Consider the following 23,892-nt stretch of genomic DNA (forward strand, 5'->3'; position numbering starts at 1 on the left):
ACAGATAAACAAATCAAAAAATATTTGAATCTTCCTGTATTGTCTTTGTTTCAAATTGCAGTTACGGTCAGAAAATAAACCATAACGATGTATAACTAATAACTTATTCAGGTAATTTTTTAATTAACGATGAGGATAACAACGATGACTACTGAAAATAAATTAGACGAATTAAAGGCAAAAGCGGCAGATGTAAAAGTACAAGGCGAAAAAGCTTTGGACGATTTAAAAGAAAATGTAAAAGAGAAACAGGCTGCTGGTAAAGAAGCAGTTGAAAATACAGTAGATGAGTTAAAGGCAAAAGCAGCAGACGCAAAAGCACAGGGCGAAAAAGCCTTGGATGATTTGAAGGACAATGTAAAAGAGAAACAAGCTGCTGCAAAAGAAGCAGTTGAAGATAAAGCCAGTGATTTGAAAGGTAAACTTGACGACGCTCAGCATAGTCTGCAAGATAAATTTGATCACTTGCGTACCGAAGCCGCCCATAAACTAGATGATGCTAAAGCCAAAGCAGCAGAATTAAAGGAAGAGGCCGCCTCAAAACTTGATGAGTTAAAAACTCAGGCAACTGCAAAGTTTGATGAATTGAAGAAGACAGCAACCGATAAACTCAATAAATTAAAAAATCACGACTCTGCTGAATAAGCTGATTTAAACCAAAATCTGTACTCCTCACTCAAATGATGAGGCTTTAAAATTAGCAATTATTCATTTCGAGTTGAGCGAGTGCGGATCAATACTGTTACACTAGCTCCAACAAGCTGTAATGATCTGTTTTTGGAGTAAACAATATGTCTTGGCTTTCTTCATTAAAGTCCGTTTTTTCACCTGCACAAGAAGTGAAAGAAGATGAAATCCAAACTGTACTCCAAAATTATTTACTACCGCATTCAAAAGATGCCTTAAAAGAGCGCATTAGCCAGCTCCAAGTTCAGGGGCGTGTATTACAACTTACTATTAATACATTTCCTGATGAAAAAGAGCATTTGCAGCAAATTCATGATGATTTGGCTAGTTCATTAGAAAAGTGTGGTATTGAAGAACTGAACTTACATGTAGTTCAACAAAAGCGTCCTGCACCAGAAAGTTCAGGTCATGCTTGTTCATCTAAAGCACCGAAAGAAAATTCAAATTTACCTCCTGTGCTTGATGCCTCACCTAAATCTGAGCCAGATCCAAACAATCCACCGATTCAGAAAGCTGCTCCGCAGCAAAGAGATGTTCCGCTTCATCCTCGAATTAAGAACGTTATTTTAGTTTCATCTGGTAAAGGTGGGGTTGGTAAATCGACAACTACGGTTAATTTAGCACTTGCCTTACAAAAAATGGGACTTAAGGTAGGGGTGTTGGACGCTGATATTTATGGCCCAAGTATTCCAACCATGCTAGGCAATGCTGGCAAAACGCCTCTTATTGAAAGTGAAAATTTTGTACCTTTAGAGGCATACGGTATGGCTGTGCTTTCTATTGGACATTTAACAGGAGATAACAATACTCCTGTCGCATGGCGTGGACCAAAAGCAACTGGTGCTTTAATGCAATTGTTTAACCAAACACTTTGGCCAGATTTAGATGTATTGATGATTGATATGCCGCCGGGTACAGGCGATATTCAACTTACGCTTGCACAGCGTATTCCAGTAACTGGCTCAATCATTGTGACGACTCCGCAAAATGTTGCTTTGTTAGATGCCACCAAAGGAATTGAGTTGTTTAATAAAGTTGGCATACCAGTATTGGGTGTTGTTGAAAACATGTCGACTCATATTTGCTCTAACTGTGGGCACGAAGAACAAATTTTTGGTATTGGTGGCGGTGATAAGCTTTCCGAGCAATATCATATTCCATTGTTAGGACGTTTGCCTTTAAATGCTCAAATCCGTGAACATGCAGATCAGGGTAAACCGAGTGTTGTAGCAATGGATGACGCAGCTGATAGCTATATCGATATTGCTAAAGCGGTATGGCAACAGATTGAAAAAATCCCTCAACGCACGCGTGATGATAAACGAATCTTTTGATTCATCCGACCCGGCTTTAAGCCGGGTTTTTTATTATTTGGTTAAAAGAAAAATTTAAATCACTGAATCTAAATAACAAAGCTGAACTTGAAATTGGCATGTAGATTGCTACTTTACGCTTTTAAAAAGAAATAGGTGAGAAATGCAATTTAAATATACTTTTGGCGTTATCAGTTTATGTAGCGCTTTATTTTTAGTTGGATGTAACGACGGCCATTCAACAGTTTCCCAAACAACGACAGTTGAAGAACAAAAACAGAAATTACAACCAATTATTATTCAAGGCGCCTTACCTGTAGAGTCAAAACAGATGGCATCTAAATTACAGAATGTGACTGTTGAAACAATAGGAGGGTGGACTTTCTGGAAAGGAACTCACAATGGCTATCCAATGATTATTTCTAAAACACGGATGGGTATGAGTAACTCTGCCGCGGCAACAGCTCTAGCCATTGAACGTTATAAACCGATTGCGATTATTAATCAGGGGACTGCAGGCGGTCACGACCCAGATCTACACGTTTACGATATTATTTTAGGAAAATATGCGACCAATATTGGTGCGTTTAGAACGCCTAAACAACCATTAGGAGCTGGATCAAATTCACTCACTTGGGTTGAAGCATTTGATGTATTGCCAACAGATGAATCAGACCCAGAACCTATTGCAATTCGCAAATTTGAAGGCGATAAAGAATTATTAATGGCGGCACATAAAGTTCGTTATGACAAAGGTGAAGTAGTCGAGGGAACGATTGGATCGGCAGATGTTTGGAATAATGAGCTTGATCGTATTCAATTTTTCCATCAACGTTATGGTACCTCTGTTGAGGAAATGGAAGCAGCATCAGTTGCACAAATCGCAAGTCAGTTTAATGTTCCTTTTTTAGGAATTCGAATTTTATCTAATAATATTACCAATAATGGAGCGTATGACTCAGGTACTGGAGAGGCTTGCCAAGACTATGTGCTTAATGTTGCTGAAGAATATATGAAATCTAAACTAGCAAAATAATAGTTTAACTATAGGCAAGAAGATGGGTTCTTATAGGGCATCTTCTTGTTTTTTATAACCAGCTCTACTTTTCCAATTTCGAATGACCATCCAGCGCCAGAAAACTTCGGTCACTACATACAGTATGATTGCAAATACAAATGCTTCAACTATAAGCCCAGACATTAAAATTTTAGCGAGACTAAAATCTATATGGCCATGACCAAAATGAGTAATCCACCTAGAAATCTGATGAAGTACACCTAAGAGCATCTTTTTATTGATCATATGTACATGATAAATGTGCGAACCAAACCAGAACCCAGTATATAAAATGGGAACTAATGTGAGTGGGTTACTGAGCCAAGCAAGCATTAGACTAATAGGTAAATTCACTTCAAACAGCAATACCGCCATCACAATAAAAACACTATGAAAGGGAATAGGCAGTAAACCAAAAAACGTTCCTACAAAAACTGCTCTTGTAATCGATTTACGGTTGACATACCAAAGCACTGGATTAAGGGTTTTTTTCCCAAAAATCCTTAAAAATTTCATATTTGAAACTTTCTCTGGAGAAGGAAGCCAAGACTGAAAAAATTGCTTTGCCATAATCATAGGATAGTAGAGTCTGGTGACTCATATAAACACAAAAAAACAATATATTAATTGAAACTTATTAAAAGCTTAAAAATTAAACTTACTGCTGTAATAATTCATTATAGATCTTTTCGACCTAAAAATAGATTTAAAATAAAAATACTTATATTACTTAATACAATTTGGCACGCAAAGCGCGACAACTGACTCTAAAGTTTTTTAGCTTAAATTTTTTAAAAATTACGTATCTATTTGTTTATTTGTTATTTTTTAATTTTACTGATTAATATTTTAAAAAATTGTCTTACAATTAGATTTTGCCTTCCCAAAAGATATCTATTAATCTGAGATGACTACATTGTGAGGTCATTCAATGATTTCATGGCTATTTATTGGCTTAGTTGCCACAATTTTACTTACCCCAGGCCCAACCAATACTTTACTCGCATCGTCAGGAGTACAGGTAGGTCTTAAGAAGTCTGCGAAATTAATTCCGGCAGAAGTTCTTGGATATGTAATTTCTATTTCAGCTTGGGGCATGTTAATAGGGAAAGTTTCTGCAACGCTTCCTTTCTTACCTCCTATGCTTAAATTGCTAAGCGCTTGTTACATTATTTTTTTAGCAATTAAGTTATGGCACACAGCCAATCAGCAACTTGAGTTAGATCAGCCAACGATTCGCCCGCGTGAGTTGTTCTGTGCAACTTTACTTAACCCTAAAGCATTACTGTTTGCTTCAGCTATTTTCCCTGTTGCAGCATGGACTGATTTTCATATTTATCTCATTCATATGCTGGCTTATTTAGCGTTGATTACACCAATTGCATTGTTCTGGATTTTCTTGGGTTCAATTTTGGCAGGTAATAAAGTACGTTGGTTAAATCAATCGAATTTACAAAAAACAGCCTCACTAGTTTTAGTTAGTTTCTCAATTCCGATTAGCTATTCTGCGTTATTAAACCTTTAAAAGTCTTACCGAGCTATTCTTATCGAGAAGAGTAGCTCAAGCGTTGTTTTCATAATTGCTTTTTTACGTTAAAGTACGTCGCAATCAATGAAATTACCTTTTGGATAGAAAATACATGGCTATTAAGTCTGATCGTTGGATTCGCGAAATGAGCGAAAAACACGGCATGATTGAACCTTATGCAGAGAATCAAGTCCGTTTTGATAAGAATGGCGAAAAATTGATTTCCTACGGGGTCTCTAGCTATGGTTATGACGTACGCTGTGCCCGCGAATTTAAAGTTTTCACTAACGTACATTCTGCAATTGTTGATCCGAAAAATTTTGATGATAAAAGTTTTATCGACATTGAGTCTGACGTTTGTATTATTCCCCCAAACTCATTTGCTCTAGCGCGTACCATTGAATATTTCCGTATTCCGCGTAATGTTTTAACTGTATGCTTGGGTAAATCAACTTATGCACGCTGCGGTATTATTGTAAATGTGACGCCTTTAGAACCAGAATGGGAAGGTCACGTTACTTTAGAGTTTTCAAATACGACGAACTTACCTGCACGTATTTATGCAGGTGAAGGTGTAGCACAAATGCTTTTCTTTGAAAGCGATGAAGTTTGTGAAACGTCTTATAAAGACCGTGGTGGTAAATACCAAGGACAAACTGGCGTTACGCTTCCTAAAACCTAAGTTGTTTTAAAATTAGATTAAATTCTAAAAAATGGGTCACTTGAAGTGGCCCATTTTTGTTGAAAAATAAAGAAAGTGGCATTCATCGGAATATTTATAAATGAACGTTTTCTTTTGTAAAAAATGATATAAAATGATCAATAATTGATTTGTTTCTTTGAGTTGTATCACACAATTTAAATGGACTTAAATCATAAAAATCAGATATCGGCATTTCTTTGTTTATTCAATTTAAGATTAGATTAAAGAAAGGGAAGCCAAATAAAAAGAAATTAAATTAGATTATGCCCCCAAGGATACGGAGGTCGGTCATGCGACAGTTTAAGTCTCTTCATGTTGCGATATTGGCACTTGGAAGTTTATGCTTTTCTTCAGCTTATGCTACGTCTACCTTAGTTCCAATGTCTGATGCTGAACTATCTGCAACTCGTGGCCAAGCGTTAATGAGTATGTCTTATATTGCACCTACTGATTCGGCAAACTTGGAGAAACTACGCGATAACAGCAGTAATATTGGTTTTTATAAATTAGGAATGGAAGCCCAGTTAGAAATCAATACTAATATTAGAAAACTTCAGTTGGGCTGCGGTGGTGTAAATGGGGCTGGTGGTTGTGATATCGATATTGATAATTTAAGTTTAAGTGGACAAAATTTTGATACCAATGGGAACCCATTGCCCATGTCTAATGAAGATCGTGCCTCATCTTCTGCAGTATTAACGAATCCATTCATTGAATTTGCTGTTAAGAACCCAACCTCAGCTTCAACACGTGAAGTAGTTGGTTTAAGGCTAAGTGCTGAAAAATTTATTGGTTTATTAACGGCAGGTACTGAAAATACAACGACCCCGAATGGGATCAACTCCATTTCTGGTTATATGAAGGTTCAGTCTGACAGTAGTGGTTTGATTAAAGGTTATGCTACAACTTCGGCTACTCGAGATAATTTATATGGAGCAAATGCAGTAACAGGCCGATTGCAGGCTTTGGGGTTGGGTGGTGCTGCTGAGGTAAGTTTTATTACTTCTGATGGTGGATTTAATATTCCGGGTATTCAAAATAACTATTTTGAAATTGCGCCGATTCAAGTTAATGGTAATCGGGTTACCTCAAAAGTTTTATCTGCTCCAGTAAAAGTCCCTAATATTTATGTAGGACATAGCAGTTCTTATCCAGTGGATGGTACTGTGCAATATAATGCAGCAGGCCCACATGATCCAGCTTATCCTGAACCAACAGGCATTTACACTCAAGGCGGTAGAGTAGAAGCTACAGTAACAGACTGTAGCTTATTAGCATGTGTCATTGCGGGTAAAGGTGCTAAATTCCCGAATGTATATATGAATGGTACCATTTCAAATATTACTGCAAATTTAAATTTAACCCAGTCATTGGGTCTTATTCATAATTTACCAATTAACTCGCCAATGTATCTGGCACTGCAAAATCAAATGTTGCAGTGGCCTGGAGCAAAAGCAGATGACGTAGCCCAAAAGGGCTGGTGGATGTCTTTTGCAAATCCAGTTAATGTAGGTAACATCATTCCACAAGATGCAATTGATATTTCACCATTATTCCCGCAAATTTCAACTGCTGTTTCTGCATATTTACAAGCTAATCCTGCTCAAACTTCTGACTTGGGAGGTTTGTTAAAACTAGGGGATCTGGATGTAAATATTGGTACGATTGATTTAAAAAATAGCCCACTTACACTAAATTTAAGCAATTTGCAGTTAACGAATCAAAACTTTAAACCAAACTGTCATGGTACGAATTTAACCTTTTGTTAATTGTAAGCAATTAGCTTGAGCTGATTTTCATTCATCGGAAAATTAGCTTTTTATGCGCTTTCTTTTGCATTTGTGCAAATATTCCGCATAATAGAAATGTGGAAAAGTTGGCAATATCTATTTAGATTTGCCTTCTGGTCTAAGGTGAAAAGGATATATTCACCTAGCATCAAGGATTGTTAAAGAAAAATAAATATGGTGCACGGCATCGTATAAAACAGGAAGGTCAAGATGACTACACTTAATTATACGGTAAGGTTTCAAAAAACCGTTTTGGCAAGTTTAATTGGTCTTTTCATAAGCCAATCGAGTTTCGCTCTTGAAGAACTTTCTGATGCTGGTTTAAGTGAAACTACTGGTGAAGGTATCGCTATTTTACCTCAAAATACTTATATGGTATTTCGTGGGGCAGGTGCGAACGAAACCGCAAGTCAAATTTTAACTGACCGTACTAAAGATACAGGTTATATCAATTATGTACCTGTTGGGCCGTTAAGTATGACGGCGGCAGATACCAATAAAAATGGTACGATTGATTCTGGTGACCGTGCAGTAGGTAAAGCTGATATTTTTCTTTATGGCTTAGCTCTTTCTAAATCTGATAACGATACTAATAGCCGTCTTGCATCTACCGATACTGCGGCCGCGATTTCGAGTTGGGGTACTGCTGTTAATCCATGGATATTCAAAGTAGCTACTCAGAACCTTGTACCTAATTTTAGTGCTGCTACATGTAGTGGCGCGAGTGATCCTTCTTGCCAAGTAACGTATTTAGCCTTAGAAGCACCTTTATATGAGGTAGGGACAAGAGATACGGCAGGGCTTGATGCATATAAACTTAAATTAGGTTTATGGTCAGATATCTTTGTTCGCAATCCAAATAAAATTAATGGTGCGACAGATCAGTTTAATTATGGCGACTCAAATGGTTTGATTGGTACAAGTACTGATGCAAGTCGTGCGAATCGGTTACGTTTACAAGGTATCTGGAATAATTTTAGTTTAAATGGTAGCCGTCTACAGCTCTTCCAAACTTTGGGAGGTGCGACATCCGCAAATGGATTGAGTCCATTTTATAATAATACTCTAGGCTTCGCAGGTGTTGTGCGTTTAAATAGTGGTGATGCCTCTAATTTGAGAGCAACAATTACTTCAAATACTCCAACAACGACAGTAGGTCCATGGGTAAATCGTTATAGTACTCAATATACTGGTGCGCCTAGCAATAGTTCACCAAGTTCAGATTGGTTATACCGTATTCGCAGCCAGACTACTACGGTTACTTCAACTGGATCATGGACTGCTCCAACAGATAGTGCAATGGATAATGTACTGCGGTTGAGTACTCGTGAATCTGGCACTGGGCAAGGTAATCTCATTACTCCTGCTATTAATGGTGGGCTTGCACCAACCTTCGATGCAAACGAAGGTTTATATCTTTATAATCCGAATATTAATCTTGTGTTAGGTTCTTTATACCAACCACTCGTTTTAAGCTCAGATGGTAAAAACTTTAGTTTAGAGCTTGCACGTATTCCGAATAAGCCAGAAATTTATAAGAAAATCTATACTGACTACACTGGAACAGATAGTACTTATCTTGGTTCTACCTGTAATGTTTATCAATGCGGTACCAATGTAACCTTAGGAGGTAAAACTTATCAAGGTTCTAGTGCAACGCATAGTAGTATCTCAATCGGTTCAACTGTTTATAACTCGACAAATAATACATTAGAAGCCTTTAAAGGGAACAATACTCAAGATGCAGTAGGTATTTCATTTGGGAAATTACCAACAGGAACGGTTGCTGCTGTAACACAAGTTAAAAATTTCTATCAATTACAAAATCAGGAACGACGTGGAGGCAGCTATAGTTGTGGATTTTTAAACTTAGGAACTTGTTATGACACATGGCAATACCGTACAGCATCAGGTTGGACGGGAAATGCTGGCTCAGGCTTAAGATTTGACTCTCAAGGAGCAAACTGGGCGAATATTGATAGTACCTCTTATTATAATCCGACGACTAACACAACAGGTTATACCACTACCGATGCAGGGAATGGGGCTCAGTTTGTAGTACCAAATGGTACACCTTTACCTGATGCACTTTACAATAATGGGCGTTGGTATACGACTACACCAAATGCAGATGTGAACACTTATAAATTATCAGGAGCACAAATTAGCTCTTCAATTAGTAATAATATGGGTTCAGCAGTCATTGATGGTGTTTTAATCCAACATTTAAAACTCACCACAAAAGGTCTATAAGAGGAGGATAATGCGATGAAAAAAATAACTGCTTTACTCCTTACTCTTTGTGCAACTGCGACTCATGCAGAATTACAAACTTTGGACAACGACGCTTTACAAGCCATTAATGGCCAAGCAGGTGCTGACTTGTCTTTAATGCTCAATTTAAACCAAACCAGTAACAGCATATTTGATAATGGTAGTGGTGGTGTCTGTGAAAACGTAGAGTTCTGTCATATTGGTTTAGCGATTAATAAACGTTTTGTGCAAGCAGATGCAACTAAGCCAAGTGGTTGGGCTGAAAATAGTGATAGTGGTAATAAGCTTTGGTTGGTGTTTAAAGGTGTACAAGGAACTTTAAACATTCAAAAAATGGGTTTGGATGGTGCTGATTTGAAGTATCTTGATAAATCTAATACCGAAATTATAAAACCTGCTATTCAACTTAGTTTTAGTGCAGCACAACCGATTTTAATTCGTAACTTTGGTTTTAATGCTTTATCCATTGAGCAAGATAACTTTACAAGTTCAACAACGACCCAAGGCTCAAGTACGAATATGTATGATTATGCATATTTCAAAAAACCAACGTATGCGGCGACCGCAAACAGTGCAACTCAGCAAGTGGCTACGGCGACACCTTCAGCCTACGACTATGGGCGTGAAACAGGTTTTATGGGTTTAATGATGAACGGCAACTTGGCTATTCAAGGAAAAGTCATGGTGTTTAGCTGTGATGGTAGCCATCCCCGTTGTTAATGGTTAATGTAGATTTCAAAGGAACTGAAGTGATGAACAAAAATAAAGAAAGTCACGGCTCAAAGTTTATTTTAAATACATTAACAGCCAGCATGTTGTTAGTGAGTGGACAAGTTTTTGCTTTAGAAGCTTTAACCGATGCCGATTTGAGTGCAGTCAATGGTCAAGATGGGATCTCGATTCAAACGACTTTCAATGAGATCAATGTTGATAATGCTTACTGGGATGACCATGCAGGCACGCCAACAAGTGCTGATCAAGTTTTAAGAGCTCAAGCGAGTGGTGTAAAAATACAAAAAAGTAATGCATCTACACAAGCTTTAGGAACGAACTACCGTTTAGATGTGGGAAGTAATACGACTACAGGTAAAGCTGGGGTCGATTTTTCTATGCAAAGCAGTCCATCTCTCATTACGGTAAATAGCGTTAAGGTTTGTAATAGTTCCGCTACATGCTCACCTACATTAGGGCAGTTGGCTATCCAAACAACTTCACCTTTAAATTTAGCATTGACTACTCAAGACGGTTTATTTAGCCCAAATAGCCAGTCAAATATGACATTGGGTATAAATAACGCAAATATTTATTTAGGACAGTTAGATGCTCGTAGTCAGCTCAACCAACTAATTTTAAAGAATTTTAACTTTAATTTTGTGGGTAAAGGGGTCATGTTTATTGACCCTATCCGTGGTGTGGTTTTACAAACGAATACTGGAACAAATGTGGCTGCGGTTGGGCAAACCCCAAATAGTACTTATGGCTATGTCGATTTTAATCGGGTCGCTGATTCAGCTTCTGGTTTAACAGCGGGTACTTATGTTGATAGCAATGGTAAAGTGACTAATTCGGGTCTAAACATTGAAGTAATGCTTAGTTCCAATGTAGATAAAACCAATCCTTATGGGTTGGATGCGACCAATACACCGCAAAATTCAAAAGGTTTAATCCGACTTGGTGCAAGCGGACGTATGGTAAATAGTTATTTACAAGTCCGTGGTATGGATGGCTCTTCGGACACGATAACCTTAGGTACAGCAAATACTGCCTCAGGCACCACCTCAAGTAATAGTATTTTGGGTAATACGGGAATTGCCTTTCGTATGAAAGGTGAGTTCACTAAAGATAACGATTCTATGCTAGGCGCCGATGGCAAAGCCACGACTTTAGAAATTGGTGGGGCAGGGCTGAACGCCTATGGTTTCGAGTTTGGTAATTTAACTGGGTTGAACTCAGCTACGCGTGGTTATTTTGATAGCGGAAATATTTATTTAAATCTTGCCGATACAAAAACCTTATTAATGCCAAATAACGCGACATTAAATAGTATTCGTTTAGGATCTGGTACTTTAACAACCGCTGCCGATTATCAACATAATATTCACCGTGATACGGTGACTAATCCATTTAGTCTAATTCTTGCGATGCGTGGAGCAGAGTTTCAAGCATTTTCAAGACGAGGCCGTTTTACCACAAGTGCGAATGTCGCTGCTGCTAATCAATTTGCAGATAATGGTTTGAGTAACCAGTGGGGTTTGGCGTTACCTTTTTATAATTTAAATGCCAATGCTGCAGTTTATGGGGTAGATGCACCTGCGAATAGCGCTTTTTACTATACAAAAGATGCTAATGGTAGACCCGTTCAGAATGCTGTAGGTACCTCAGGAACGACTTCGCGTTTAGGATTTGGTGTCGCTGTTGGCACAACAGGGCGTGATGCAGGCGGTACAAAAACAACTTCAATTTTATTAATTGATGGTTCTCCAAATGCCAATAATGCGGGTAATCCTACCGACTATTACATGGGCTTACGTAATATCGATATGTTCCTCAAAGGTAATGGCACTATCGGTTTAGAAAATGGCAGTTTAAATATCGGTTTAAAAGATATGTTACTTGCCTTATCAACTGAAATTGCAGCGGGTTATTTACCAGGCGCTAAATATAAAACTTGTCCGGCAACAGGATCTTGTACTTCACCAATTGATAACTTTGCCAGAAATAATGATGTTTTATTTGGCCTTAAACTACGCTTAGGCGGTGATTTAAATTTATCAATTGTGCCAAACAGTTCAATTGCTGATGGTAGTGCGCTCACAGTTTTGGGTGATTTTACAATGCCTGCTACAGCAACTGGAAACTCAGTCCAAATTAGTGATCCGATTGATGGCTCTGCAATTGGTTTTGAGAATATGACTGGTAAGCTTGCGTTTAACACGGCATTAGTTGTTGGAAAAGACAGCGCGAGTGGACTAGGTAAGGTTGGTGTAAATACCGCAGTGTACTTTAACCCTGATAAGAATATTGATGGTGCCTTACGAGTTAAAGATATTAATTTCTATCCACCTTCAACAGGGGCAGGCGCACGTTTAGGTGAACTTGCAATTACTGGTGGACGTTTAAATAGTAGCTTCAGTATTGTGCCGAGAAATGGCGCTTTTAACTAATAAAGAGAAGTGGCGATATCGCCACTTTTTATAAAAAATTTATTTTGAATGTGATTGGATTTGCATTCGTCGGGTTATAGGGATAATTGTTTTGTACTCATCTATTATTCTGATAATCTGAACAAATAATAAACGTTTGTCTCTTAAGGATTAGAGCAACATGAAAAATAAAAATATAGTCTGCTGGTTATTATTTGCCAGCAGTTCAAGTGTTTTTGCGATGCAGCCTTTAGATGACCAAAGTCTTTCAGCAACGACGGGTCAAAATGGTTTAACGCTAGGCATTCAGGCCGATAAAGTTAAATTTAATCAAGTCGCCTTGATTGATACCAATGGTATCGCTTCTACCTCTTACAATAGTAAAGCTGGTCTCGTCATTGCGGGGAACTCTACTAATCCCGTTCCAAGTATAGAATTTATTAAAGCAGCTGTATCGACCAATCCTTCTTTCAATATTGCTATAGATACCGATGCAGGTGCGGGTAAGCCTTTTGTGAACTTGGCTGTCACAATGGGAAGTGACGTCAATGGTATTCGGCTTACACCATTTTCAGTTTATTTGGCACCTAATACATCAGTTTCTAGTCCTTCGGATTATGCGGTGACTAGTTATGCACCAAAATCAATTTTTAGTTCGGGAACAACAGTAAATACAGGCGTGAAAGAACTGATTCGCTCTACTGGAAATTTGGACATTAACTTTGTACAGACCAATAAACCTCGTTTAAACATTCAATTGGGTCATGCTGCCCAGTCTGTCATGGTCAAATTTGGTGGAGCCATTCAATCGATTTGTTCTGCTGCATCTGGTTGTCCAATTACTTTAGTATCTGATAATACTGGTGCTAACTTTGGGTTTAAATTTGCGGGAACAAACTCATCTACAGGATTTGTTCTTGATGGGTTTTATGCTGGAGTTGACCCAACAGGGCTTACTTTTGGCAATACGGGGGCATCTAGTAAATTTGATGCGTCGCTTAATAATGTAACTTTAGGAAATGCAGGGCTACAAAGTCCAACAACGTTTAATAATTTACCTAATGGGTCTATGGGAAGTTTTGGAGTTACGGGTGCTTCGGTAACCGACTTTAAAATGAAAGTAAGCGGTTTTTAAAAATAATCACTGAACCTGAAATAAAAGAAGAGGGTGGTTGTATAAACAGCCACCCTCTTTTATAAATTTTAAGTAACTAGCTATGTGATGAACTGGTTTGTTCTAACTTTTGAACAATTTCATCTAAAGCTTTAATGCGTTTAACTTGGTCCCACAGTTCTTTGGCTTGAGGGTAGGCTTTGGTCATCATACCTAGCCATTGCTTATAACGACCAACCATACCAATTTCTGTTTTGGCTTGACCATTTAAAAAACGGATTTGTAAGTCAACCAGTTGTTCCCAACTAAATAATGCCTCATCCATATTATTACGAATGCACTGTGTTAAGTCGGGGGTCGTCACAGCACCGCGACCAATCATTAAATCTTCACAACCAGATTGCTGTTGGCAGGCCTTTGCATCGGCATTGGTCCAGATTTCGCCGTTAGCAATGACATTAATTTTTAAAGCTTCTTTAATTGGTAGAATTTTTTCCCAATAAGCTGGTGGTGTATAACCATCAGCTTTCGTTCGCGCATGTACTGTTAGCCAGCTTGCGCCAGCATCTTCGACCGCATGCGCATTTTCCATGGTGTGGTTTTCATCGAGATAACCCAAACGCATTTTTGCTGAAACAGGAATATGCGCAGGTACAGCATCGCGGACTGCTTTAATGAGCATATGTACCACGTCTGGTTCATCTAGAAGTACGGAACCACCGCGATGTCTATTTACTGTTTTTGCAGGGCAACCAAAATTAAGGTCGATTGCAGGAGCACCTAGTTCAACCACTTTTGCAGCATTTGCTGCCAGCATATCTGGATTGTTCCCTAAGAACTGAACATGCACAGGCGTTCCCGCAGCTGTTTTACCGTCGTTCTTTAACTCAGGACAAAAACTATAATAAATATGGTCGGGTAAAATGCTGTCTGTAACTCGAATAAACTCGGTTACACACCAGTCGAAATGACCAACAGATGTGAGCGTATCCCGCATGATCGGGTCAGTTAAACCTTCCATTGGAGCGAGTATGAGTTTCACAGTCTGAGTCACCTGATTAAAACAAAAACAGCGTTATACGGGATATGTATAACGCTGTCTAGTAGTGCTGAAATTTTAATTGTTTTATCGGCCTAATATCATTTCGAGTACAAATTTACTGCCAATAAAACCAATCGCTAAAAGGGCAAAACCAATGAGGGTAAAACGAATCGCTTTTTGACCGCGCCATCCGAGTTTGTAATGGCCAATAAGTAATGAGCCATAAATAATCCATGAAATAATACTAAATACGGTTTTATGAGCGAGATGCTGAGCAAAGAAGCTATCAACTGTTAAGAAGCCAAATGCAAGAGCAATGGTTAATAAAATAAAACCAGTAATGATTAAGTCAAATAACAATGATTCCATGGCCTGAATAGGTGGGAGTAAATTGACCCAAAAACGTTTTTTTTGTTTCTTTTTGAGTTCACGATTTTGGAACCATATCAAGATCGCATGTATGGTTGCCATGAGTAGAACTGCATAGGCAGAAAGTGAAAGAATAATATGAGTATCTAAACCTAACGAATGCTGCTCAATAAACTGATTTGGTTTACTAAATGCAAAACCTAAAATAAGACCAATAGCCGCTACAGGAATACCGAGTAAGTTTAAAGGTACAATTGGACGGAAAGTACTAAAAATTAAACTTAACAACAACATAAGCCATGATGTAAAAGAGACTAAATTAAAAACATCATAGTTAATTCCTAAAGGCGTCAGCATGGCATGACATAAAACTGTGCCGTGCAGTAGCAGTGCCAAGGTCGTAACAAGAGCAAATAACCATGGGTTTGGTTCACGTTTTGACATTAAACGTATGAACAGATACCAGAAAGAAGTGGTATATGCGATGAGTGCCAAAATTGTGTAAACCAAGGGGAGGCTAATCATGTCAAACCTTTTTCAGGATTAATTCATCTAGATAAGATATAAATTCGCTGCGAACTAAAGTATCCTATAGCATTCTATGCATAAATTTTCTATTTCGAGAAAGATTTTTTTTGCAACTAGCCATTTTAAGCGGATTTTGCAATGTTTGATACCTTAACAGAACGACTCACGCAGAGTTTAAGAAATGTTACTGGCTCAGGGCAGCTGACCGAAGACAATATTAAAGATACCTTACGTGAAGTACGTATGGCTCTTCTTGAAGCCGATGTCGCGTTACCTGTAACTCGTGAATTTATCGCGAAAGTTAAGGAAGAGGCATTGGGCCAAGAAGTGATGACCCAGTTATCTCCAGGCCAGGCATTTGTAAAAATTGTCTATGACGAACTCACCAAGATGATGGGTGAGGCAAATGAAACACTGGATTTAAGTGCTAAGCCTCCAGTTGTTGTATTGCTTGCTGGTTTACAAGGTGCAGGTAAAACTACAACTGCTGCCAAGCTGGCACGTTTCTTAAAAGAACGTCAAAAGAAAAAAGTAATGACCGTTTCTGCCGACGTTTACCGTCCAGCAGCGATCAAACAGTTAGAAACTGTGTCAGCAGAAGTTGGCGCAGGCTTTATTCCATCAGATCCTTCTGAAAAGCCAATTGATATTGTTAATCGTGCAATTGAGCAGGCAAAAATCCAGTTTGCTGATGTGTTGATTGTCGATACAGCGGGTCGTTTACATGTCGATGAAGACATGATGGACGAAATTAAAGAATTGCATGCAGCAGTTAAGCCAACTGAAACTCTGTTCGTGGTTGATGCCATGACAGGTCAGGATGCTGCAAATACTGCTAAAGCATTTAACGATGCTTTGGCACTGACAGGTGTGATTCTTACTAAAACTGATGGTGATGCGCGTGGTGGTGCGGCACTTTCTGTACGTGCTATTACCGGTAAGCCAATCAAGTTCTTGGGTATGGGCGAAAAGCTTGATGCCTTAGAGCCATTCCATCCGGACCGTGTTGCTCAACGTATTTTAGGTATGGGTGACGTACTTTCTTTAGTCGAAGAAGTTGAACGTAAAATCGACAAAGAAAAAGCCGAAAAAATGGCGAAAAAATTGCAAAAAGGCGGTAGCTTCAACTTTGAAGATATGCTGATGCAATTTGAACAAATGAAAAAAATGGGCGGCATGATGGGCTTCTTAGACAAGTTGCCTGGCATGAGCGGCGCGGGAATTCAGCAAGCGATTGAGCAAGCGAACCCTGAAAAACAAGTCAAAAAGATGGAAGCTATTATCCAGTCAATGACTGTTAAAGAACGCCGTAACCCAGACCTGATGAACCCAAGTCGTAAAAAACGTATTGCGGCAGGTTGTGGTATGGATGTTGCTGAAGTAAATAAACTCATTAAGCAACAAGCGCAAATGGCTAAAATGATGAAGAAGTTTGCGAATCCATCTGGTATGAGCAAAATGATGCGTTCATTAGGCAATATGCAAAAACAATTTGGCGGTGGCGGCGGTATGGGACCACTATTTGGTAACAACGACCAAAAGAAATAAAACTATAAAATAAAAGGCGTCTAGAGCGCCTTTTATTTTGTTCTGTATTTTAGTCTTTAGGGTAATGGGCAATATATTGTTGTAGCCCTTTAAGCAAAAGATCTTTTTCAACAGTTGGCTGGTACTTCTGTAGAAATTTAGCAAAAAGAGGAGCATCTCCACCTGTGAGGAGCAGCTTTTTAGGGGATTGCTGCATGATGCTTTCAATTGTACTAATCAGGCCTAACAAAATACCGTGGTGTACAGCATCTACTGTGTTATTTCCCGGGTTTAGATTATCAAAAGCTGAGTCTGGAATTTTAATGCCCTTAGTATTTTGAATCAGCGCATCACGCTGTAAATAAAGGTTTGGCAGAATATAACCGCCTAAATGCTGTTTGCTTTTGGTTAAATCAATCGTAAGCGCTGTTCCACATCCAATAATGCAATAATTTTCTTGCTCCTCTGCCACAGCCAATACTTGTAACCAGCGGTCAATCCCGAGCTGACTCGGTACTTCATAACCACATTGTAGACCTGCATATTCCGAATGGACTTTGGCAAAAACAACAGGAATTTCAAGCCATTTTAAAATCTGCTGGATACGTTGGTTGTTTTCAGTATCGAGTACTGAAGAAATGCCAATGCGATGTAGACCTTGATGTTTAAAGTGTTGGATTAATCCAAGTAATAAATCGGCAGGAGACTGCAAATGTAGCTCAGCTGCATGTTCAATAATTTGCTGATTTTCAGTAATCCAGTATTTTAAACGGGTGTTTCCGATATCAAGCCATAAACTTTTCATGGGGAAAATACCTGATTACTGAGTTGATTGTGGTCTTAAACGACCTTGATAAAACTGCTGTGGTTCTGGAGTTTCAAGAATTACTGCACCTTCATTAGAAATTCCAACAAAACGGCCATGTACCAATCCTTGACTATGTTCGAATTGAACTAACTGATTCAACCAAGCTGCATGATGGTTAAAACGACCTGCTAAGTTATAACAACCATGATCAAACCAGCGAGCTGCATTTTGAATTGCAATATAGAGTTCTGAAATGAGTTCAAGCCGACTCATTTGCTCTAAACCTAAATCTTCTAAAGAGGTGATTGGCTGATCACTATCAGTCACTGGTGGTGTTTTTAAATTAATCCCTACGCCTACAATAGCCTGATGCTGAGAAAGTGGTTCGACCAAAATTCCACCCCATTTCCCATGCGCACTATACAAATCATTTGGCCATTTCACTTGTAAGCTCAAAGCTTGCAACTGCGGGATTTGCAAAATATTTAGAGCAACTTCAAGTGCTAAGCGACCATCTAAGGGTGTTCGAGTTTGCACCAATGTGCTTAAATAAATGTTTCCTTCAGGTGAAATCCACTGCCGTTGATGTTGACCTCGCCCTTGAGTTTGTTGAGCACTGCAAACCAAGCCTGTTGTAATGCCTTTTTGGGCAATTTCACGAATATCATCATTGGTCGAAGTTGTGGTTGCTTTTAATAAAACCACTTCTGGAAGCTGGTTTTTTGCGCTTAAAAGTTGTTGTAGTTGGCGAGTCTCTAAATCCATGTTGAATATGAGCAGAGTGGTAAAACATTTATGGAGTTAATCATATATTTACTCATTGGCGCAATTGCTGGTTTTACTGCCGGATTGTTTGGGGTTGGTGGTGGACTAATTATTGTACCAATCCTCTATGTCGTTTTTACCCAGTTGCACTATGACCCTGCGGTAATCATGCATATTGCAGTCGGAACATCGCTTGCAACCATTATCGTGACATCATTTAGTTCAGTTTCTGCCCATCATAAAAAAGGTGCAGTACTTTGGCCTGTTTTTCGTAATTTAGCACCTGGGCTGGTGATTGGTTCATTCTTAGGGGCGGGTATTGCTGATTTGATGTCTGGTCAGCATTTACAGCTTCTTATTGGTATCTTTGCCGTTGTGATGGCCTATCGCATGTTTAAAGGCGCAAATGTGGTTGTTGACCCAACACGTCAGCTTCCTTCAACGCCTATGCAATTTATGGCAGGTGGTGGTATTGGTATTGCCTCTGCAATTTTTGGTATTGGAGGCGGCAGCTTAACTGTTCCATATTTAAACCGTCATGGTGTGGTCATGCAAAAAGCAGTCGCGACTTCTGCCGCTTGTGGTTTACCTATTGCTGTAGCGGGTGCAATTGGCTTTATGTGGTTTGGTGCTAAAGAGCACATCTCTGTACCTAACACGATTGGTTATGTGCATATCTATGCGTTTATTGGTATTAGTGTCATGAGTTTTGTGACGGCTAAACTTGGGGCTAAGGTTGCACATGCTTTATCACCACAAATGTTGAAAAAATGCTTTGCTTGTTTATTAGTGGTGGTAGGCAGTTATTTTATTTATAAAGGTTTTATGAATTAAAAAGCGCATTTGGTTAGAAAAATATAGAAAAAGAAGCTTAGACTCACATGGTTTAAGCTTTTTTTATTTGAAGATTTAAACAGACTAAAGATAAGTTTTTTCATCCGATTTCTGTATGGATTTTGGGCGGGTTGGCTTAAAATGCAATAAAATTGTCAGACAATGACATAGTTTTTAATGGATGGGATCAGTTAAAAACAAGGATGCGAAAGAAAAGCATGGATTAATGCATATAAAAAGTAGCGGGTGATTTATGAATCTCGAAGAGACAGAAAGTCTTTCTGAGCAAATTGTAAAATATATTAGCGAACAGATTATTAGCGGCGAATTGGTCGAAGGCGAACGCATACAAGAGCTTCGTATTGCGAAAGAGCTTGATGTAAGCAGGGGGTCGGTTCGTGAAGCATTATTATTACTTGAACGTACGCATTTAATTGAAATTTTTCCGCGTCGGGGCGCAATTGTCTCAGAAATGTCTGCACAACAAGTGAAAGCACTGTTTGATACAAACGTGATGCTATTAGGACATATTGTACAACGCATCAGTGAAACATGGCGTGCGCACGAAGCTGATCAATTACAGCTCTTATTAGAACAACTTCTTGAGCATGTAAAAGCAGGCGATATCGAAAAATTCTACGATGCCATTTTCCAATATCTGGCTGAACAGCAAGATATGGTCGGTAATCCTTATTTAATGAAGTTTTATAAAGAATTATTACCTTCACTACGTCGCAGTTATTTTTTGACCCTAAATACCTCTAAAAGGGAACTGCAAGAAGCGTTTGCATTATTTAAACTCGTGACTGATGCAATTTTAATCCGAAAATCACAACAAGCCGCTTTATTTATGGAAGATTTTTGTCGACACTTACGTAACCTTGTGTTGGAATCGCTGACACGAATGAAACAGATTGAATTGGCTTGGGCGAGACGCTCACGCCGTTAGTTAGGGCATTATGCGTTTAAGCAGTTTAAAACTTTCCGGCTTTAAATCTTTTGCAGATAGTACAACTTTAAATTTCAAGGCTAACCGCACAGCAGTGGTTGGTCCAAATGGTTGTGGCAAATCCAATGTTATTGATGCGATCCGCTGGGTGATGGGTGAGTCAAACGCTCGTCAGCTTCGTGGTGGTAGTATGCAAGATGTTATTTTTACCGGAACATCCAAGCGTAAACCAGTGGGTGTTGCCAGTGTGGAACTGCGTTTTGACAATACCTATGGCAAATTGGGGGGAGCTTATAACGCTTATAACGAGCTCGCTGTTCGTCGTCAGGTGACCCGTGAAGGTAAATCTGAATATTTCTTAAATGGTACACGTTGCCGCCGCCGTGATATTACCGACATTTTCTTGGGAACGGGTTTAGGGCCACGCTCTTATGCTGTGATTGAACAGGGCATGATTAACCGCTTGGTTGATGCTAAACCTGAAGAAATGCGTATTTTCATTGAAGAAGCAGCGGGTGTCTCTCGTTATCAGGCGCGTCGCCGCGAAACCTTGCAGCACCTTGAACATACTGAGCAAAACCTTTCACGTTTAGAAGATATTGCGCTTGAGTTAAAATCACAGCTTAAAACGCTAAAACGCCAGTCAGAAGCTGCGGTTCAATATAAAACCTTAGAAAGTCAGATTCGTACCCTAAAAATTGAAATTTTGTCTTTTCAGGCAGATAAAAGTGTACGCCTACAAGAAGAATATACAGTTCAAATGAATGAACTGGGCGAAACTTTTAAGTTAGTTCGCTCTGAGTTAAGTACAATTGAACATGATTTAGAATCGACCAGTGCTTTATTTCAGCGACTTATTCAGCAATCTTCACCATTACAACAAGAGTGGCAGCAAGCTGAAAAGAAACTGTCTGAACTAAAAATGACTCTAGAACAAAAACAGAGTTTATTTCAGCAAAATAGTACGACACTGGTTCAATTAGAACAGCAAAAAGCTCAGACGAAAGAGCGTTTACAACTTTCCGAGCTACAGCTTGAAACACTGAATAATCAGTTAGAAGAACAAACTGAAGCTTTAACGACGGTTGAACATACCGCAGCTGAAGCAGAGCAAAACTTTGCTGCTTTACAAGCACAGCAGCGTCAAGCACAGCAACAGTTTGAACAAGTAAAAGCTCAAGTTGAAAAACAACAGCAGCAAAAAATGCAAATGTCTGCGCAAATTGAGCAGCTAGGCAAAAATGTTCAGCGCATTGAGCAGCAAAAAGAAACGCTGCAACATCAGGCAAGTCAGATTCAATCGCAAGTACACGAAGATGAACAAGGTGAGCTTGAGCAACTACAACAGCAGCTTTGTCGTGAAATCTCAACGTTAGAGGCTGATATTGAGCAGTATGTGCAACAGATTGAACAGTCTCAACAAGCGCATCAGGCAACTAAAAATCAGCAGCAAACACTGAAAACAGAAATACAGGTTTTATTATCTGAGCAGAAAAACTTAAGCCAGCTTGTTGCTAAACAAAGTCCAAAGCAAAACCAAGATACGCTACGTTTAATGCAGGCTCTAGAATTAACGGAGCAGGGTAAGCCACACGCGCAGATTGTTGAAAAGTTTTTAGCAAAATGGTTGCAGGCGCATATTGTTGAAACCGAACAAGTCTTTCAGGAAGGAATTGCTCGCCAGTTAAAACCGTCAGAACAAACAAGCAAATTTAAAGGAAATTTGGCCTGTTTAAATGACTGGATTGCATCACCACAGCTTTCAATATTTTCAAATGTAGCGATTGCGCAAAATTTATCTGATGCTTTAAATGAGCAAAAGCAACTACAACATGGCCAGTCTATTTTGACTTTAGATGGTTATCATGTCGGGCAAGATTGGGTCATTGCTCTTATGTATGATGACGAAAGTCAAAGTGCGCAAGGTATGCTCAGTCATCGTATTCGTCTAGATGAAATTGTACAAGTTCTTCAAAAGCAGCAACCTGAACTACAAGCATTAGATCAAATTACTGTTCAGCAAAAAGAAAAACTCGCACACCTACAAGCTGACTTACAGCACAAACAACAAGTTATTAAGCAAAAACAAAAAGACTTGCAGCAGCTAGACGTGCAAATTGCTAAACAGCAAACTGCGGCACAAGCATTTTTACTGCAAAAACAGCAATTGAAAGATCAGTTAGCTCAGTTAGACATGCAACTTGAAGAAGATGCAATGCAAAAAGACGATCTTGAAATTGATTTGCATGCGCTTGCGATGAAGCTAGAAACTATTTTACCTGACTATAAAACTTTGCAATTTCGGGTAGAAGAATTAACAGAGCAGCTTGAAGAACAGCAACAGGTCTTGCAACAGCAGCTGCAAGAACGCGAGATTTTACGTCGTAACAGCACGCAGACGACTCAACAAATCGAGCTGCTTGAAAAAGATATTTCGTTCTTGCAGAGTCAATATCAACAAATTGCAGCCCAAATGGAACAGGCGAAAAAGTTTGTTGACCCTATTCAGTTAGAGCTACCAAACCTTGAGTCGGAATTTCAACAACAATTTGCTCAGACTGAAAAGTTGCAAAAGACGTGGAATGAATGGCAGCTTGAGCTTAATAGTGTACAAGAGAAGCAACAAACACTCACAGACCAACGCCATCAATACCAACAGCAAGATGAAAAACTCAGAGAGCAGCTTGAAGCCAAACGTTTAGCATGGCAAGCAGCTAAATCAGACCGCGAGCACTATCAAGAGCAGCTAAAAGAGCTAAATGCTGAGCTTCAAACGGGCTTGAAAATAGATTTAACTGAGCACCAGCAAAAACTGGAAAAGGTACAAAAGCAGTTTGAAAAAATCGGTGCGGTTAACTTGGCAGCCTCACAAGAGTTTGAAGAAGTTTCTCAGCGTTTTGATGAGTTGAGCCACCAAATTCAAGACTTGGAAAATACGGTAACTCAGTTGAAAGATGCGATGAAAAGCATTGACCAAGAAACCCGTAAACTCTTTATGACGACTTTTGACCAGATCAATCAAGAGTTGCAAAATCTATTTCCAAAGGTTTTTAATGGTGGTGAGGCAAGTTTAAGTCTGGAAGATGACTGGCAATCTGGGGTTAAGCTCATGGCGAGACCACCTGGAAAGAAAAATAGTTCTCTAGCATTACTTTCTGGTGGTGAAAAAGCGTTAACGGCGTTAGCATTAGTATTTGCCATTTTCAGGTTAAACCCGGCACCGTTTTGTGTACTCGATGAAGTGGACGCACCACTCGATGATGCGAATGTACAGAGATATTGTAATTTGGTAAAAGAGCTTTCTGAACATGTACAATTCATTTACATTACACATAATAAGCTGGCGATGACCATGGCAACTGACTTGTTGGGTGTAACCATGCCTGAACCGGGCACATCAAAATTAGTCACTGTCAATTTAGAACAGGCAAAAGAATACGGGTTAGTTTCGGAGTCATAGA

Annotated in this window: 19 protein-coding genes; 14 read left to right on the forward strand and 5 right to left on the reverse strand. The window is 39.0% G+C overall.

The window, feature by feature from the left end:
- Positions 1-144 precede the first annotated feature (144 nt).
- The 3 genes from ACG59Z_RS08455 (at position 145) to ACG59Z_RS08465 (ending at position 3,036) form a co-directional block, all read left to right on the forward strand.
- Positions 145-645 carry a hypothetical protein gene (locus ACG59Z_RS08455; protein ID WP_263613031.1) on the forward strand — a complete coding sequence of 167 codons (501 nt, stop codon included), beginning with the start codon at positions 145-147 and terminating at the stop codon, positions 643-645.
- Positions 646-791: 146 nt separating this feature from the next.
- On the forward strand, positions 792-2,021 hold the full coding sequence (apbC, locus tag ACG59Z_RS08460; RefSeq protein ID WP_400198825.1) for an iron-sulfur cluster carrier protein ApbC: 1,230 nt from the start codon (positions 792-794) through the stop codon (positions 2,019-2,021).
- A gap of 142 nt (positions 2,022-2,163) precedes the next feature.
- Positions 2,164-3,036, forward strand: a complete 873-nt coding sequence (locus ACG59Z_RS08465; RefSeq protein ID WP_400198826.1) for a 5'-methylthioadenosine/S-adenosylhomocysteine nucleosidase — start codon at positions 2,164-2,166, stop codon at positions 3,034-3,036.
- Positions 3,037-3,066: 30 nt separating this feature from the next.
- Here ACG59Z_RS08465 and ACG59Z_RS08470 read toward each other — a convergent pair whose 3' ends face one another.
- Positions 3,067-3,633 (reverse strand): DUF2062 domain-containing protein, encoded by a 567-nt coding sequence (locus ACG59Z_RS08470; protein ID WP_263613034.1) that lies wholly within the window; start codon positions 3,631-3,633, stop codon positions 3,067-3,069.
- 355 nt (positions 3,634-3,988) lie between these two features.
- On the opposite strand from ACG59Z_RS08470, the gene ACG59Z_RS08475 reads away from it, so the two are divergent.
- The 7 genes from ACG59Z_RS08475 (at position 3,989) to ACG59Z_RS08505 (ending at position 13,630) form a co-directional block, all read left to right on the forward strand.
- The gene (locus ACG59Z_RS08475) at positions 3,989-4,582 is read left to right on the forward strand and encodes a LysE family transporter (RefSeq protein WP_263613035.1); all 594 of its coding nucleotides are present in this window, start codon (positions 3,989-3,991) and stop codon (positions 4,580-4,582) included.
- Positions 4,583-4,697: 115 nt separating this feature from the next.
- Positions 4,698-5,267 (forward strand): dCTP deaminase, encoded by a 570-nt coding sequence (gene dcd / locus ACG59Z_RS08480; RefSeq protein ID WP_002120290.1) that lies wholly within the window; start codon positions 4,698-4,700, stop codon positions 5,265-5,267.
- Between the two features lie 311 nt (positions 5,268-5,578).
- Positions 5,579-7,057 carry a hypothetical protein gene (locus ACG59Z_RS08485; protein ID WP_400198827.1) on the forward strand — a complete coding sequence of 493 codons (1,479 nt, stop codon included), beginning with the start codon at positions 5,579-5,581 and terminating at the stop codon, positions 7,055-7,057.
- Between the two features lie 231 nt (positions 7,058-7,288).
- Positions 7,289-9,331: a hypothetical protein gene (locus ACG59Z_RS08490; RefSeq protein WP_311070168.1), complete on the forward strand. Its 2,043-nt coding sequence runs from the start codon at positions 7,289-7,291 to the stop codon at positions 9,329-9,331.
- A gap of 15 nt (positions 9,332-9,346) precedes the next feature.
- Positions 9,347-10,072, forward strand: coding sequence for a DUF6160 family protein (locus tag ACG59Z_RS08495; RefSeq protein ID WP_263613037.1), 726 nt, complete (start codon positions 9,347-9,349; stop codon positions 10,070-10,072).
- A gap of 32 nt (positions 10,073-10,104) precedes the next feature.
- Positions 10,105-12,516 carry a DUF6160 family protein gene (locus ACG59Z_RS08500; RefSeq protein ID WP_400198828.1) on the forward strand — a complete coding sequence of 804 codons (2,412 nt, stop codon included), beginning with the start codon at positions 10,105-10,107 and terminating at the stop codon, positions 12,514-12,516.
- A gap of 160 nt (positions 12,517-12,676) precedes the next feature.
- On the forward strand, positions 12,677-13,630 hold the full coding sequence (locus tag ACG59Z_RS08505; protein WP_400198829.1) for a DUF6160 family protein: 954 nt from the start codon (positions 12,677-12,679) through the stop codon (positions 13,628-13,630).
- A 76-nt stretch (positions 13,631-13,706) separates the two neighbouring features.
- Here ACG59Z_RS08505 and ACG59Z_RS08510 read toward each other — a convergent pair whose 3' ends face one another.
- Both ACG59Z_RS08510 and ACG59Z_RS08515 read right to left on the reverse strand, forming a co-directional pair.
- Entirely contained in the window at positions 13,707-14,651 is a 945-nt protein-coding gene (locus ACG59Z_RS08510; protein ID WP_004888558.1) for a tRNA-dihydrouridine synthase, read from the reverse strand.
- A gap of 84 nt (positions 14,652-14,735) precedes the next feature.
- Positions 14,736-15,545 (reverse strand): inner membrane protein YpjD, encoded by an 810-nt coding sequence (locus ACG59Z_RS08515; protein WP_000624644.1) that lies wholly within the window; start codon positions 15,543-15,545, stop codon positions 14,736-14,738.
- A 141-nt stretch (positions 15,546-15,686) separates the two neighbouring features.
- On the opposite strand from ACG59Z_RS08515, the gene ffh reads away from it, so the two are divergent.
- The gene (gene ffh, locus ACG59Z_RS08520; protein WP_000460622.1) at positions 15,687-17,096 is read left to right on the forward strand and encodes a signal recognition particle protein; all 1,410 of its coding nucleotides are present in this window, start codon (positions 15,687-15,689) and stop codon (positions 17,094-17,096) included.
- 49 nt (positions 17,097-17,145) lie between these two features.
- Here ffh and ACG59Z_RS08525 read toward each other — a convergent pair whose 3' ends face one another.
- Positions 17,146-17,880, reverse strand: a complete 735-nt coding sequence (locus ACG59Z_RS08525; protein WP_400198830.1) for a pantothenate kinase — start codon at positions 17,878-17,880, stop codon at positions 17,146-17,148.
- A gap of 15 nt (positions 17,881-17,895) precedes the next feature.
- Positions 17,896-18,648, reverse strand: a complete 753-nt coding sequence (locus ACG59Z_RS08530) for a biotin--[acetyl-CoA-carboxylase] ligase (RefSeq protein WP_049066136.1) — start codon at positions 18,646-18,648, stop codon at positions 17,896-17,898.
- 30 nt (positions 18,649-18,678) lie between these two features.
- Here ACG59Z_RS08530 and ACG59Z_RS08535 point away from each other — a divergent pair, with 30 nt between their 5' ends.
- From ACG59Z_RS08535 to smc, 3 genes are all read left to right on the forward strand, one after another.
- On the forward strand, positions 18,679-19,482 hold the full coding sequence (locus tag ACG59Z_RS08535; RefSeq protein WP_400198831.1) for a sulfite exporter TauE/SafE family protein: 804 nt from the start codon (positions 18,679-18,681) through the stop codon (positions 19,480-19,482).
- 253 nt (positions 19,483-19,735) lie between these two features.
- Positions 19,736-20,431: a GntR family transcriptional regulator gene (locus ACG59Z_RS08540; RefSeq protein WP_022575884.1), complete on the forward strand. Its 696-nt coding sequence runs from the start codon at positions 19,736-19,738 to the stop codon at positions 20,429-20,431.
- Positions 20,432-20,441: 10 nt separating this feature from the next.
- Positions 20,442-23,891 (forward strand): chromosome segregation protein SMC, encoded by a 3,450-nt coding sequence (gene smc / locus ACG59Z_RS08545; protein WP_400198832.1) that lies wholly within the window; start codon positions 20,442-20,444, stop codon positions 23,889-23,891.
- Position 23,892 lies beyond the last annotated feature (1 nt).

The organism is Acinetobacter sp. ABJ_C1_1 (genome assembly GCF_044684115.1).
GTDB lineage: Bacteria > Pseudomonadota > Gammaproteobacteria > Pseudomonadales > Moraxellaceae > Acinetobacter > Acinetobacter nosocomialis_A.